The sequence below is a fragment of the Pantoea sp. BJFS-204 genome (assembly GCF_049310725.1).
Taxonomy (GTDB): domain Bacteria; phylum Pseudomonadota; class Gammaproteobacteria; order Enterobacterales; family Enterobacteriaceae; genus Pantoea; species Pantoea agglomerans.
This window is the reverse complement of record NZ_JBMOWE010000002.1, coordinates 243,441-257,749: the sequence shown is the minus strand read 5'-3', so window position 1 is coordinate 257,749 and position 14,309 is coordinate 243,441. Positions and strand designations below refer to the sequence as shown.

Sequence of the window (14,309 nt, the reverse complement as noted above, 5' to 3'; positions counted from 1 at the left end):
CAACAGCGTGAATAAATAATGCATCAAGATAAAGATCTCTCTACGTGGCAGACGTTTCGCCGACTCTGGCCGATGATCGCGCCTAATAAAGCGGGATTAATTGCGGCCTCAGTCGCCCTGATTATTAATGCTGCGGGCGACGCCTTAATGCTCTCACTGTTGAAACCGTTACTGGATGATGGTTTTGGTAAAGCTGACAGATCGGTGATGCTATGGCTGCCGTTAGTGGTTATTGGCCTGATGCTGGTCCGCGGAGTCACCAGTTATATCTCCAGCTACTGCATCTCCTGGGTCTCTGGCAACGTCGTGATGAACATCCGCCGTCGTCTGTTCAGCCATATGATGGGCATGCCGGTTTCGTTTTTCGACCAGCAGTCAACCGGCACCCTGTTGTCACGCATTACTTACGATTCTGAGCAGGTCGCCTCCTCTTCTTCGGGCGCGCTGGTCACCGTAGTGCGTGAAGGGGCTTCCATTATTGGCCTGTTTATCATGATGTTCTACTACAGCTGGCAGCTGTCGCTGATCCTGATTGTACTGGCACCTATCGTCTCCTTTGCTATCCGCACCGTTTCTAAGCGCTTCCGCACCATCAGCAAAAGTATGCAGAACACTATGGGGCAGGTGACAACCAGCGCCGAACAGATGCTGAAAGGGCACAAAGAAGTGCTGATTTTTGGCGGACAGGACATTGAATCGGAGCGCTTTTCCCGCGTCAGTAACCGGATGCGTCAGCAGGGAATGAAACTGGTTTCAGCCTCCTCCATTTCCGATCCGATTATCCAGCTGATCGCGTCGCTGGCACTGGCTTTTGTGCTCTATGCCGCCAGCTTCCCCAGCGTCATGGATACCCTGACAGCCGGTACCATCACCGTGGTCTTCTCCTCGATGATTGCCCTGATGCGCCCGCTTAAGTCTCTGACCAACGTCAACGCCCAGTTCCAGCGTGGGATGGCGGCCTGTCAGACACTGTTCTCTATTCTGGATAGTGAGCAGGAAGTAGATAACGGTACGCGCGAAATCACCCGTGCTAAAGGGGATATTGAATTCCGTGATGTGACCTTTACCTACCCAGGTCGTGAAATTCCGGCACTGCGTAATATCAATCTGTCGCTGCCAGCAGGAAAAACGGTGGCGCTGGTGGGCCGTTCCGGTTCCGGTAAGTCTACGATGGCGAGCCTGCTGACCCGCTTTTATGATATCCAGCAGGGCGAAATCCTGCTGGACGGTCATGATCTGCGTGAGTACAGCCTGCGCTCATTGCGCAATCAGGTGGCGCTGGTGTCACAGAATGTGCACCTCTTCAACGACACGATTGCCAATAACATCGCGTATGCCCGCAGTGAGCAATACAGCCGTGAAGAGATCGAGCAGGCGGCCACCATGGCGCATGCCATGGACTTTATTAATAAAATGGATAAGGGCCTGGATACGATGATTGGCGAGAATGGCGTGCTGTTATCTGGCGGTCAGCGTCAGCGTATTGCCATTGCCCGTGCACTGTTACGTGATTGCCCGATCCTGATCCTCGATGAAGCCACCTCGGCGCTGGATACCGAGTCTGAACGCGCGATTCAGTCTGCACTGGATGAGTTGCAGAAGAACCGTACCTCGCTGGTGATTGCGCACCGACTCTCTACCATCGAAAAAGCGGATGAAATCGTGGTAATTGAAGATGGGCAGATTGTTGAACGCGGTACGCATCAGGTGCTGTTAGCAGAACGCGGTGCCTATGCACAGCTGCACAAGATGCAATTCGGCCAATGATTGAACGTATCTGGAGTGGTCGCTCACCGCTATGGCTACTGCTATGGCCATTCAGCCTGCTGTATGGTGCGATCACGGCCCTGATACGCTTCAGTTACAGGCGCGGCTGGCGTAAAAGCTGGCGTGCGCCCCTGCCGGTCGTGGTGGTGGGTAACCTGACTGCTGGCGGGAATGGAAAGACGCCGGTGGTCATCTGGCTGGTCGAGGCGTTACAGCAGCGCGGCCTGCGCGCTGGCGTGGTCTCCCGAGGATATGGCGGTAAGGCGGACCACTATCCCTTGCTGGTCACGGCGCAGACCCCCACCGAACAGGCCGGGGATGAGCCGGTATTGATCGCCCAGCGCACCGGGGCGCCGGTCGCGGTCGCCCCTCAACGGCGACGGGCGATTGAGGCGTTACTGAAACAGGGTTCGCTGGATGTGGTCATCACGGATGATGGCCTGCAACATTACGCCCTGCAGCGCGATCGCGAGATCGTGGTGGTTGATGGGATCCGTCGCTTTGGTAATGGCTGGTGGTTGCCTGCCGGTCCGATGCGTGAACGTGCCGATCGTCTGCAGCAGGTTGATGCCGTGATCATTAACGGCGGCGAAGCACAGCCCGACGAGATTGCCATGCAACTTCAGCCCGGGCTGGCTACCAATCTGCTGACCGGTGAAACCTGCCCGCCGGAGCAACTGGGTGCGGTAGTCGCCATGGCCGGTATTGGTCATCCCCCGCGTTTTTTCACCACGCTGAAACAGCAGGGTATAACGCCGGTCGCAGAGATCGCCTTTGCCGATCATCACGCCTACAGCAAAGATGAACTGACCCGATTACTCCAGGCGGGGCAGCAACTGCTGATGACCGAAAAAGACGCGGTGAAATGCCGTCACTTTGCCCAGCCTGACTGGTGGTATTTGCCGGTCGATGCCCATTTAACTGGTAATGCCGTGACGCCGTTACTGGATGACATTGAACAACTCTGCCGCCATATTTCCTGATACCCGCCCCCGTTCAGGTGAAGCCTGATAAGGAAGAGGATGAACAGTACGCATTCACTTTCGTTACAGCAAGCACGCCACCTTCATCTCGCCGCGCAGGGCCTGCTGCGAACTCCGGCAAAACGTGCTGTTTATCAGGATCTGATTGACTGCATTTCCCGCATGTCGCTGTTGCAAATCGATACCATTCATGTGGTGGCCCGCAGTCCGTATCTGGTGCTGTTCAGTCGCCTGGGGAACTATCCTCAGGCATGGCTGGAACAGGCTCTGGCACAGGGCGAACTCTTTGAGTACTGGGCGCACGAAGCCTGCTTTATTCCCCGTGCCGATTACCGACTTCTTCGTCATCGCATGCTGTCGCCGGAACGTCTGGGCTGGAAATACAATGCGCAATGGGTCGCTGAGCACCAGCAGGCCATTGCCGAATTACTGCAGCAGATCAGAGACAACGGCCCGGTACGCGCCGCCGATTTTACCCATGCCGATAACCCGAAGTCAGGCTGGTGGGCATGGAAACCGCACAAACGTCATCTGGAGAATCTCTTCAGCGCCGGTGAGCTTATGGTCACCGAACGCCGTAATTTTCAGCGCGTCTACGATCTGCGCAGCCGCGTAATGCCTGACTGGCAGGATGCGATACATGGCATCAGTGAAGCGGAGGCAACCCGTCAGATGCTGATGAACAGCGCCCGCAGCTTAGGGGTTTTCCGCGCGGCCTGGCTGGCGGATTACTACCGCCTGAAGCGGGCACCCGTGAACGACTTTATCGCTGACGCCCAGGCTGCGGGCGATCTGGTCGCCGTCAATACAGAGGGCCTGGGTGAGATGTGGCTGCATCGTGACTACGTGCCGTTGCTGGAGACACCGCTGCAGGCGACGCACAGCGCGCTGCTGTCGCCGTTTGATCCGGTGGTCTGGGATCGCAAGCGTGCGCGTGAGCTGTTCAATTTTGACTACCGTATTGAGTGCTATACGCCGGAGGAAAAACGCAAATTTGGCTATTTTGTTTTGCCCATCCTCCATCGCGGCCAGATAAAAGGGCGGCTGGATGCCCGCATGCTGCGTCAGGCAAAACAGCTGGAGATTAAAAACATCTGGCTGGAGGAGAAGACCCGCGTTACGGCGCGATTTTTGCTGGATATCCGGCGTGCTATCGAACGCTTCGCGACGTGGCAGGGTGCTGAAAGCGTCGCTATCCTGCAGGCACCCGATGCGCTTAACGATCAGTGGCCAGCCCTGTGGACGCTGGATTAATCAATTTTGCGGCAGCCGCTGCGGGATGGCGTTTTACCCCATCCCGCACGCGCCGCGCTATGGTATGCTTGAATCCTTAAGCATTCGGTCCCTGATGGAGGACATATGGATCATCGTTTACTCGAAATCGTTGCCTGCCCGGTTTGCAATGGCAAACTCTACTTCAACAATGCTCAACAGGAGCTGATCTGCAAACCTGATGGCCTGGCCTTCCCGGTCCGGGACGGCATTCCGGTGCTGCTGGAAACAGAAGCCCGCACGCTGTCAGTTGAAGAGATTCATCCATGAGTTTCACCGCTATCATTCCTGCGCGTTATGCGTCAACCCGCTTACCCGGCAAGCCGCTGCTCGATATCCACGGTAAACCGATGGTCGTGCATGTAATGGAGCGGGCCCGTGAATCGGGTGCCAGCCGGGTCATTGTTGCCACCGATCATCCCGACGTGGCGCAGGCAGTGGAAGCGGCAGGCGGCGAAGTCTGCATGACGCGCGCCGATCACCAGTCTGGCACTGAGCGACTGGCGGAAGTGATCGAAAAATATCAGTTTGCCGATGATGAAATCATCGTAAATGTGCAGGGCGATGAGCCGATGATTCCGGCCGAGATTGTGCGTCAGGTGGCGACCAATCTGGCGGGGTCGGCGGCCGGGATGGCGACGCTGGCGGTGCCGATCACCGATGTGGAAGAAGCCTTTAATCCGAATGCGGTGAAAGTCGTCATGGATGTGAATGGCTACGCGCTCTATTTTTCACGGGCGACCATCCCCTGGGATCGTGAACGGTACGCCGCATCGCGCGAGCAGATCGGTGATACGCTGCTGCGCCACATTGGCATCTACGCCTACCGTGCTGGTTTTATTCGCCGCTATGTCGCCTGGGCGCCTTGTCCTCTGGAACAGATTGAGCTGCTCGAGCAACTGCGTGTTTTATGGTACGGCGAAAAAATTCATGTCGCCGTCGCGAAAACCATTCCCAGTGTGGGTGTGGATACGCCAGACGATTTGCAACGCGTTCGTGATGCCATGCAGGCCTGACAAGCGGGGAGCCTGTCTCCCCGTTTCAGCGCAACGTTCTTGATCCGCCGCTAAACTTATCTCCAACACTTCCTTCAGGATATTGTGATACTCATCTGAGGAGGATGCCGCATGGAACAGCTTAAATCGGAACTCACGCTGGCGCTGGGTGAAACCATCAGCCGCCTCGAAATGATCAGTGAACATCCACCCACCCGGCTTTATGCGTTATACGATCGGGACGGGCGCCCCATGCCGGTGGTGGCGAAATATTTTCGTCATCAGGGCCGGGCGGCGATGGAAGCCAGAAAGCTGGCGCTGCTGGGCCAGGCCGGACTGATCGCCGTGCCAGCGGTCTATGGTCTGGTGATGAGCCAGCAGCCGCCGGTGCATGAAATGCTCCTGCTGGCGCGACTGAATGGCGTAACGGCGGAAGCGCCTGCGCGGGATGCTCAGCGCTGGCAACAGTTTTGCGAACAGGTGGTCGAGGGAGTGCTGGCCTGGCACCGGCTCGACAGCCATGGCCTGGTCGGTACGGTGGACAGCACGCAGCAGAACAGCTGGCCCGCCTGGTATGCACAACGGGTTGAGGTGCTATGGGCGACCCTGAGCTATCTGCGTCCTCCAGCCTTTACGCTGGAAGATCGTCAGATTCTGTTTCGCTGCCGGGCACGACTGGCGCATCTGTTTCGCGGCTTCGACGATCCCTGTGTGATGGTTCACGGCAACATTCAGCTGCAGAGCATGCTGAAAGATAGCCGCAGTGACCAGTTAATCGCGATGACACAGCCGGGCACCATCCTCTGGGCACCCCGTGAATACGATCTTATCCATCTGGATACCTCGCCTGCAGAAACGGCGCTGCTGCACAGCTACCTGCAACGGGCGCCGGTTTCAGAGGGTTTTGTCTGGCGTCGGTGGGTTTATCAACTGTGGGACTGCATTGATCATCTGGTACAGACCGGCACGTTTAATCGTCCGCGTTTTGACCATGCACGCGCGCAATTACTTCCCTGGCTCGGCTGAGTCCGATTCCTCGCCTTTCAGCCGTTGCAATAGTGTGCCAAGCGTTTCGTAGACCGCACGTTCGCTGTGACTCAGCCAGATCGATGAGGGTATCGCCCGTTCCCATCCATTCAGCGGTGACGTAATCGCCAGCTGATTAGCGGGAGCGGCCATTGGCTTCAACCCAATCGCGTGGAAAAAGCGTATTGCCCGCGGCATATGATTCGCGGATGTGACCAGCAGAAACGGGCGATCGCCCACCACGGTTTTAACCGCCTGCGCTTCATCCGCGGTGTCGCGGGGCTGGTCGAGAATCTGAATATGTTCGCGGGGAATGCCCAGACTTTCCGCCACCTGTGCCGCTACCCAGGCGCTACTCTTTGGATTGGTGCCGCCCGCTGCGCCGGTAAAAATCAGCGTCGACTGCGGATTCCGCTGCCACTGACGAACGCCTTCTGCCACGCGCGGCAGACTGTTATTCAGCAGGTTCGAGCTGGGCGCCCATGCCGGGTTAAAGGTATAGCCTCCGCCCAGCACCACAATGAAGTCCACCTTCTCTGATCCGTTCCAGGTCGGATAGCGGCTATCCAGCGGCAAAAGCAGACGATCGGCCAGCGGTTGCAGGCTCAGCAGCAGCAGTAACAGCCAGCTGACGGAGATCACGGTTTTGCCGCTTTTCTGCCAGCCAGTAAACCAAAGCAGTAAAATGCCAACCGCCATCAGCAAAAGCAGAAACGGCAAGGGTAAAAGCAGCCCGCCGATAACTTTTTTAAGGGTAAATAACATCAAAAAAGAGTCCTGTTGTCCGAAAATAGAGCACCCGGAAGGGAAGATGGGGATGAAAGGTTCATTCTTCTGGTGCCTGTGACAAAATAGCACAAGTCTCACCGCAGCATACCGGAGCGCATGCCATGCAGGATCGTAACTTTGACGATCTCGCGGATAAATTTTCGCAAAATATTTACGGCACCACTAAAGGGAAGATACGCCAGGCCATCCTCTGGGATGAGCTGGAGAAGATACTGCCCGGTCTGTCACCGCACCCGCTGTCGGTGCTGGATGCTGGCGGCGGTGTCGGCCAGGTCTCCAGCGGGCTTGCTGCGCAGGGCCATCAGGTTCTGCTGTGCGACCTTTCCAGCGAGATGCTGCGCCGGGCCGCGGAAAATGCGGCGGCACAGGGTGTGAGCCACAACATGCAATTCAGACAAATTAGCGCTCAGCAGGTGGGCGAACATTTGGATAAGCCGGTGGATCTGGTATTGTTCCACGCTGTGCTTGAGTGGGTCGCTGAACCGGAGAAGGTGCTGAAAGCGCTGTTCGATCTGCTGCGTCCGGGGGGCGTCATGTCGCTGATGTTTTACAATCTGCACGGCCTGACATTGCGCACCTTAACGCTGGGTAACTTCGGCTATCTGCGCACCAACCTGACCAAACGCAAAAAGCGAACGCTGTCGCCTGACTATCCGCGCGACCCCGAGCAGGTCTATCGCTGGCTGGAGGCGTGTGGCTTTGTGATTGAGCAGCGTGCCGGGATCCGGGTGTTCAGTGACTACATGAAGCCGCCGAAGGGCGAGCCAAAAAGCGACGACGAAATTATTGAGATGGAGCGGCGTTACTGCCGTCAGGAACCCTTTTTGAGCTTAGGGCGCTACATCCACGTGACCGCGCGTAAACCCGGGCAGAAGGACGAATTATGAGTGAATTTTCCCAGACGGTACCTGAACTGGTCTCCTGGGCGCGCAAAAATGACTTTTCCCTTGCGCTGCCAGTGGAACGTCTGGCCTTTTTGCTGGCTATCGCCACCCTCAACGGTGAGCGGATGGATGGCGAAATGAGCGAAGGCGATCTGATTGATGCTTTCCGTCACGTCAGTAAAGCTTTCGAACAAACCCATGAAACCGTGTTGGTTCGTGCCAACAACGCCATCAACGACATGGTGCGACAGCGCCTGCTCAACCGTTTTACCAGCGAAATCACGGAAGGCAATGCCATCTATCGCCTGACGCCGCTGGCGATCGGCATCACCGACTATTACATCCGCCAGCGTGAGTTCTCGACTCTGCGCCTGTCGATGCAGCTGTCGATTGTGGCCAATGAGCTTAAGCGGGCAGCCGATGCTGCGCAGGAAAACGGCGATGAGTTTCACTGGCACCGCAATGTTTTCGCACCGCTGAAATATTCCGTGGCGGAGATCTTCGACAGCATCGATATGACCCAGCGTCTGATGGATGAACAGCAGCAGGCGGTTAAAAATGATATCGCCGAACTGCTGAATAAAGACTGGCGCGCGGCCATCTCCAGCTGTGAAATGCTGCTTTCTGAAACCTCAGGAACGCTGCGTGAACTGCAGGATACGCTGGAAGCCGCGGGCGACAAACTTCAGGAAAATCTGCTGCGCATTCAGGATGCCACGCTGGACAGTCCCGATCTGGGCTTCGTCGATAAGCTGGTGTTTGATCTGCAAAGCAAACTCGACCGTATTACCAGCTGGGGCCAGCAGGCGATTGACCTCTGGATCGGCTATGACCGCCACGTCCATAAATTTATTCGTACCGCCATCGACATGGATAAAAACCGCGTCTTTGCGCAGCGCCTGCGGGTATCGGTGCAGAATTACTTCGACGCGCCCTGGGCGCTGACCTATGCCAACGCCGACCGCCTGTATGACATGCGTGATGAGGCGCTGACGCTGCGTAACGACGAAGTGATGGGCGAACTGCCGCCGGAGATGGAGTACGAGGAGATCAACGAAATCCGCGAACAGCTGGCAGCGATGATTGAAGAAGCGCTGCAGGTCTACAAATCGCAACAAAAACCGCTCAACCTCGCGTCAGTGATGCGCGACTACCTGGCCCAGTATCCCCGAGCCCGCCATTTCGATCTGGCGCGTATTGTGGTGGATCAGGCGGTGCGCCTTGGCGTAGCGGAAGCTGATTTAGCCGGTTTGCCTGTGGAATGGCAAGCCATCAATGATTACGGAGCCAAGGTGCAGGCACATGTCATCGACAAATATTGAACAAGTGATGCCGGTTAAGCTGGCACAGGCACTGGCCAACCCGATTTTTCCCGCGCTGGACAGCCAGTTACGCGCCGGACGCCATATCGGTATCGAAGAGCTGGATAATCACGCTTTTCTGATGGACTACCAGTCGTTTCTCGAAGAGTTTTACAGCCGCTATAACGTTGAGTTAATCCGTGCGCCGGAAGGCTTTTTCTATCTGCGTCCGCGTTCAACCACGCTGATTCCGCGTTCCGTGCTCTCTGAGCTGGACATGATGGTCGGGAAGATTCTCTGCTATCTCTATCTCAGCCCGGAACGACTGGCCAATGAAGGTATCTTCACCCAGCAGGAGCTGTACGACGAACTGCTCTCTCTGGCCGATGAGAACCGCCTGCTGAAGCTGGTCAACCAGCGTTCAACCGGTTCGGATCTGGATCGCACCAAACTGCAGGAGAAAGTGCGCGCCTCTCTGAGCCGCCTGCGTCGCCTTGGCATGGTGTGGTTTTTCGGCAACGACAGCAGCAAGTTCCGCATCACGGAATCGGTGTTCCGCTTTGGTGCCGACGTGCGCGGCGGTGATGACGCCCGTGAAGCGCAGCTTCGTCTGATTCGTGATGGCGAAGCCATGCTACTGGAAAACGCGACAGCACCAGTCGACACCGATGACGGTGAAGGACAGGAAGGCGACGCGAGTGAGAACGCAGAGGAAGAACAGGCATGATTGAGCGCGGAAAGTTTCGTTCGCTTACGCTGATCAACTGGAACGGCTTTTTTGCCCGTACCTTTGATCTCGATGAATTAGTGACCACGCTATCAGGCGGTAACGGTGCGGGTAAGTCCACCACGATGGCGGCATTTGTCACCGCGCTGATCCCCGATTTAACGCTGCTGCACTTCCGTAATACCACCGAAGCGGGCGCGACATCAGGATCCCGTGACAAGGGTCTGCACGGTAAACTGCGGGCTGGCGTCTGCTACTCCATGCTGGATGTGGTGAACTCACGCCATCAGCGTGTCGTGGTCGGTGTCCGTCTGCAACAGGTCGCCGGACGCGATAAAAAGGTCGATATTAAGCCATTCAGTATCCATGGCCTGCCCACCGACACCAACCCAACCGATATGCTGACGGAAGTGCTCAACAGTCGTCAGGCTCGCGTATTACCGCTGAACGAAGTCAAAGAGCGGGTTGAGGCGCAGGAAGGCGTGCAGTTCCGCGCCTATAACTCAGTCACCGATTATCACGCCATGCTGTTTGATCTTGGTGTGGTGCCGCGTCGTCTGCGCTCTGCCAGCGATCGCAGCAAGTTTTATCGTCTGATTGAAGCCTCGCTGTATGGCGGTATCTCCAGCGCCATCACCCGCTCTCTGCGTGATTACCTGCTGCCTGAAAACAGTGGCGTGCGCAAAGCGTTCCAGGATATGGAAGCCGCGCTGCGCGAGAACCGCATGACGCTGGAGGCGATCCGCGTTACCCAGTCTGACCGCGATCTCTTCAAGCATCTGATCTCCGAGGCGACCAGCTACGTTTCGGCTGACTATATGCGCCACGCCAACGAGCGTCGGGGACACCTCGACAGCGCGTTACAGCTGCGCAACGAGCTTTTCAGCAGCCGCAAGCAGCTCGCTACCGAGCAGTATCGTCATGTTGAGATGGCGCGCGAACTGGCCGAGCACAGTGGTGCAGAAAACGATCTTGAAGTCGATTATCAGGCCGCCAGCGATCACCTGAACCTGGTACAGACGGCGATGCGTCAGCAGGAGAAGATTGAGCGCTACGATGCGGATATCGAAGATCTGACGCTGCGGCTGGAAGAGCAGACCGAAGTGGTCGCTGAAGCGCGTGAAATTCAGGAAGAGAATGAAGCGCGGGCCGAAGCGGCTGAGCTGGAAGTGGATGAGCTGAAAAGCCAGCTGGCCGATTTCCAGCAGGCGCTCGACGTGCAGCAAACCCGCGCCATCCAGTATCAGCAGGCATTGCAGGCGCTGGAACGCGCCCGCACGCTCTGCCAGTTACCCGATCTGAGCATTGAAAATGCGGCTGAATGGCAGGAAAGCTTCCAGGCCAAAGAGGAAGAGGCGACAGAACGGTTGCTGCGCCTGGAGCAGAAGCTGAGCGTGGCGGAAGCGGCGCACAGTCAGTTTGAACAGGCGCTGGCGCTGGTGACCAGCATTGCCGGTGACGTGACCCGTCAGGACGCCTGGCAAACCGGCCGCGAACTGCTGCGTGATGCCAGCAACCAGCGTCATCACGCCGAACAGCTCTCTTCGCTGCGTCTGCGTCTCAATGAGCTGGAACAGCGTCTGCGCGAACAGCATGAGGCGGAGCGTCTGCTGGCGGAATTCTGCAAGCGTCAGGGGCAGCATTATGAAGCGGATGCGCTGGCAGGCCTGCAGCAGGAGCTTGAAGCACAGATTGAACAGCTGAATAGCAGCGTCTCCGACGCCGGTGAGCAGCGCATGATGATGCGCCAGGAGCTGGAGCAGCTGCGCGAACGCATCACCAGCCTGACCGCCCGTGCGCCACACTGGCTGGCGGCGCAGGAGATCCTGACTCAGCTTAGCGAGCAGACCGGCCAGGCGCTGAACAGCAGCCAGGACGTGACCGAATATATGCAGCAGCTGCTGGAGCGTGAGCGTGAAACCACCGTCGAGCGCGACGAAGTGGCCGCTCAAAAACGTGATATCGAGCGGCAGATTGAACGTCTTAGCCAGCCAGGCGGTGCGGAAGATGCGCGCCTGACCCAGCTTGCCGAACGTTTTGGCGGCGTATTGCTGTCAGAGATTTACGATGATGTGACGCTGGATGATGCGCCGTACTTCTCGGCGCTCTACGGTCCGTCGCGTCATGCGATTGTGGTGCCGGATCTCTCGCGCGTTCGTGAGTTGCTGGATGGTCTGGAAGAGTGTCCGGAAGATCTCTACCTGATCGAGGGTGATCCGCAGTCGTTCGATGACAGCGTCTTCAGCGTCGATGAACTGCAGAATGCAGTGGTGGTGAAGGTGGCGGAGCGTCAGTGGCGCTACTCCCGCTTCCCGAAAATACCGCTGTTTGGCCGCGCGGCGCGTGAGAATCAGCTGGAGCTGCTGCACCTTGAGCGCGATAAGCTGGCCGAACGCTACGCCACGCTGTCGTTCGACGTGCAGAAAACGCAGCGTCTGCATCAGTCATTCAGCCGCTTTATCGGCAGTCATCTGGCCGTCGCCTTTGACGCCGATCCGGAAGCGCAGATCCGTCAGCTCGGCGCGCGCCGGGGTGAGCTGGAGCGGGCGCTGAATCAGCATGAGAGCAACAATCAGCAGCAGCGTCAGCAGTATGAGCTGGCCAAAGAGGGCGTGTCACAGTTAAACCGGCTGCTGCCACGCGTCAATCTGCTGCTTGACGACACGCTGGGCGATCGCTGTGAAGAGATCCGCGAGCAGGTCGATGCCGCACAGGAAGCGGCGCGCTTCCTGCATCAGCATGGCGCTAAGCTGGCGAAACTGGAACCGATCATCGCCGTGTTGCAGAGCGATCCGGAACAGCATGAGCAGTTACAGGCGGATTATCAGCAGGCGCAGCAGCAGCAGCGCAACGCCCGTCAGCAGGCCTTTGCCCTGACAGAAGTGGTGCAGCGTCGCGCCCACTTCAGCTACGACGACTCGGCCAGCATGCTCAACGGCAACAACGATCTCAGCGATAAGCTGCGTCAGCGTCTGGAGCAGGCTGAGGGCGAACGCAGCCGCAGTCGTGATCGCCTGCGTGAACATCAGGCGCAGCTGACGCAATACTCCCAGGTGCTGGCCTCGCTGAAAAGCGCCTATGACGCCAAGCGCGACATGCTGAAAGAGCTGCAGCAGGAGATGCAGGACATTGGCGTCCAGGCTGACAGCAGCGCGGAAGAACGCGCGCGTGTTCGCCGTGACGAGCTCTACACGGCACTGAGTCACAACCGCGCCCGCCGCAATCAGCTGGAGAAACAGCTTACCTTCTGCGAAGCGGAGATGGATAACCTGCAGAAGCGACTGCGTCAGCTGGAGCGTCAGTATCATCAGGTGCGCGAGCAGGTGGTCAGCGCCAAAGCGGGCTGGTGTACTGTACTGCGTCTGGTGAAAGAGAATGGCGTTGAGCGTCGTCTGCATCGCCGTGAACTGGCCTACCTGAGCGGCGATGAGCTGCGCTCTATGTCGGATAAAGCGCTGGGTGCGCTGCGTCTGGCGGTGGCGGACAACGAACATCTGCGCGACGTGCTGCGACTGTCGGAAGATCCAAAACGTCCGGAACGTAAAATTCAGTTCTTTATTGCGGTTTATCAGCATCTGCGCGAGCGTATTCGTCAGGATATTATTCGGACTGACGATCCGGTCGAAGCAATTGAGCAGATGGAAATCGAGCTGAACCGTCTGACGGAAGAGCTGACGGCACGTGAGCAGATGCTGGCAATCAGTTCGCGCAGTGCGGCCAACATCATCCGTAAAACGATCCAGCGTGAACAGAACCGTATCCGCCAGCTCAACCAGGGCCTGCAGACCGTCAGCTTTGGTCAGGTACGCAGCGTGCGGCTCAACGTGAACGTGCGTGAAACCCACGCCATGCTGCTGGATACGCTGTCGGAAGAGCACGAGCAGCATCAGGATCTCTTTAACAGCAATCGCCTGACCTTCTCGGAGGCGCTGGCGAAGCTCTACCAGCGTCTTAATCCGCATATCGACATGGGGCAGCGTACGCCGCAGACCATCGGTGAGGAGCTGCTGGACTACCGCAACTATCTGGAGATGGAAGTGGAAGTTAACCGTGGTTCCGATGGCTGGCTGCGCGCAGAGAGCGGGGCGCTCTCAACCGGTGAAGCGATCGGTACCGGGATGTCCATTCTGGTGATGGTAGTGCAGAGCTGGGAAGAAGAGTCCCGTCGTCTGCGCGGCAAAGATATTTCGCCATGCCGACTTCTGTTTCTTGATGAAGCGGCCCGTCTGGATGCCCGTTCCATCGCCACGCTGTTTGAACTCTGTGAGCGACTGGAGATGCAGCTGGTGATTGCAGCACCGGAGAATATCAGTCCGGAAAAAGGCACGACCTACAAACTGGTGCGTAAGGTGTTTAATAACACCGAGCATGTGCATGTGGTCGGTCTGCGTGGTTTTGCTGCCGATCCTTCGCCGGTGCGGGCGGGAAGCGACGCAGATGCGCTGCCCGATTTAACCGCTGAAAATTCGCAGGCGGAAACGTAGTCAAAAACTGAACCATTCGTTAATCTGGTTACGGCATTTGTCGCATGAGGCAAATGCCGTTTTTGTTTGTATACTCACATG

At 57.4% G+C, this 14,309-nt stretch carries 11 protein-coding genes; 10 read left to right on the top strand and 1 reads right to left on the bottom strand.

The annotated features are described in order from the left end of the window. Positions 1-18: 18 nt before the first annotated feature. The 6 genes from msbA (at position 19) to ACO6VX_RS07920 (ending at position 6,043) form a co-directional block, all read left to right on the top strand. Complete coding sequence (msbA, locus tag ACO6VX_RS07945; protein WP_010669759.1) at positions 19-1,767, top strand: lipid A ABC transporter ATP-binding protein/permease MsbA; 1,749 nt, start codon at positions 19-21, stop codon at positions 1,765-1,767. Then, a complete protein-coding gene (lpxK, locus tag ACO6VX_RS07940) occupies positions 1,764-2,750 on the top strand; it encodes a tetraacyldisaccharide 4'-kinase (RefSeq protein WP_422458052.1) in 987 nt (328 codons plus the stop codon). The genes msbA and lpxK overlap by 4 nt, the downstream gene beginning before the upstream one ends. Before the next feature lie 39 nt (positions 2,751-2,789). Beyond that, positions 2,790-4,004 carry a winged helix-turn-helix domain-containing protein gene (locus ACO6VX_RS07935; protein ID WP_061901618.1) on the top strand — a complete coding sequence of 405 codons (1,215 nt, stop codon included), beginning with the start codon at positions 2,790-2,792 and terminating at the stop codon, positions 4,002-4,004. A gap of 105 nt (positions 4,005-4,109) precedes the next feature. Further along, positions 4,110-4,292, top strand: coding sequence for a Trm112 family protein (locus ACO6VX_RS07930; protein ID WP_003849374.1), 183 nt, complete (start codon positions 4,110-4,112; stop codon positions 4,290-4,292). Then, positions 4,289-5,038, top strand: coding sequence for a 3-deoxy-manno-octulosonate cytidylyltransferase (gene kdsB, locus ACO6VX_RS07925; protein ID WP_010254955.1), 750 nt, complete (start codon positions 4,289-4,291; stop codon positions 5,036-5,038). Before ACO6VX_RS07930 ends, kdsB begins: the two co-directional genes overlap by 4 nt. 111 nt (positions 5,039-5,149) lie before the next feature. Beyond that, positions 5,150-6,043 (top strand): fructosamine kinase family protein, encoded by an 894-nt coding sequence (locus tag ACO6VX_RS07920; RefSeq protein WP_422458051.1) that lies wholly within the window; start codon positions 5,150-5,152, stop codon positions 6,041-6,043. Here the strand turns inward: ACO6VX_RS07920 and elyC are convergent. Then, positions 6,023-6,808, bottom strand: coding sequence for an envelope biogenesis factor ElyC (gene elyC / locus ACO6VX_RS07915; RefSeq protein WP_422458050.1), 786 nt, complete (start codon positions 6,806-6,808; stop codon positions 6,023-6,025). The genes ACO6VX_RS07920 and elyC overlap by 21 nt on opposite strands. Positions 6,809-6,933: 125 nt before the next feature. Between elyC and cmoM the strand changes: the two genes are divergently transcribed. From cmoM to mukB, 4 genes are read left to right on the top strand one after another with little or no spacing between them, the layout of a single operon-like run. After that, on the top strand, positions 6,934-7,719 hold the full coding sequence (cmoM, locus tag ACO6VX_RS07910; protein ID WP_010669764.1) for a tRNA uridine 5-oxyacetic acid(34) methyltransferase CmoM: 786 nt from the start codon (positions 6,934-6,936) through the stop codon (positions 7,717-7,719). Next, complete coding sequence (gene mukF, locus ACO6VX_RS07905) at positions 7,716-9,038, top strand: chromosome partition protein MukF (protein WP_010254963.1); 1,323 nt, start codon at positions 7,716-7,718, stop codon at positions 9,036-9,038. The genes cmoM and mukF overlap by 4 nt, the downstream gene beginning before the upstream one ends. Further along, positions 9,019-9,744: a chromosome partition protein MukE gene (mukE, locus tag ACO6VX_RS07900; protein ID WP_010669765.1), complete on the top strand. Its 726-nt coding sequence runs from the start codon at positions 9,019-9,021 to the stop codon at positions 9,742-9,744. The genes mukF and mukE overlap by 20 nt, the downstream gene beginning before the upstream one ends. After that, positions 9,741-14,228: a chromosome partition protein MukB gene (mukB, locus tag ACO6VX_RS07895; protein WP_033766838.1), complete on the top strand. Its 4,488-nt coding sequence runs from the start codon at positions 9,741-9,743 to the stop codon at positions 14,226-14,228. The genes mukE and mukB overlap by 4 nt, the downstream gene beginning before the upstream one ends. The last annotated feature ends 81 nt before the right edge of the window (positions 14,229-14,309 follow it).

Coding starts and splice junctions, on each gene's coding strand:
- mukE (WP_010669765.1), top strand. CDS start 9,019: ATGTCATCGACAAATATTGAACAAGTGATGCCGGTTAAGCTGGCACAG.
- cmoM (WP_010669764.1), top strand. CDS start 6,934: ATGCAGGATCGTAACTTTGACGATCTCGCGGATAAATTTTCGCAAAAT.
- msbA (WP_010669759.1), top strand. CDS start 19: ATGCATCAAGATAAAGATCTCTCTACGTGGCAGACGTTTCGCCGACTC.
- ACO6VX_RS07920 (WP_422458051.1), top strand. CDS start 5,150: ATGGAACAGCTTAAATCGGAACTCACGCTGGCGCTGGGTGAAACCATC.
- elyC (WP_422458050.1), bottom strand. CDS start 6,808: ATGTTATTTACCCTTAAAAAAGTTATCGGCGGGCTGCTTTTACCCTTG.
- mukF (WP_010254963.1), top strand. CDS start 7,716: ATGAGTGAATTTTCCCAGACGGTACCTGAACTGGTCTCCTGGGCGCGC.
- ACO6VX_RS07935 (WP_061901618.1), top strand. CDS start 2,790: ATGAACAGTACGCATTCACTTTCGTTACAGCAAGCACGCCACCTTCAT.
- lpxK (WP_422458052.1), top strand. CDS start 1,764: ATGATTGAACGTATCTGGAGTGGTCGCTCACCGCTATGGCTACTGCTA.
- kdsB (WP_010254955.1), top strand. CDS start 4,289: ATGAGTTTCACCGCTATCATTCCTGCGCGTTATGCGTCAACCCGCTTA.
- ACO6VX_RS07930 (WP_003849374.1), top strand. CDS start 4,110: ATGGATCATCGTTTACTCGAAATCGTTGCCTGCCCGGTTTGCAATGGC.
- mukB (WP_033766838.1), top strand. CDS start 9,741: ATGATTGAGCGCGGAAAGTTTCGTTCGCTTACGCTGATCAACTGGAAC.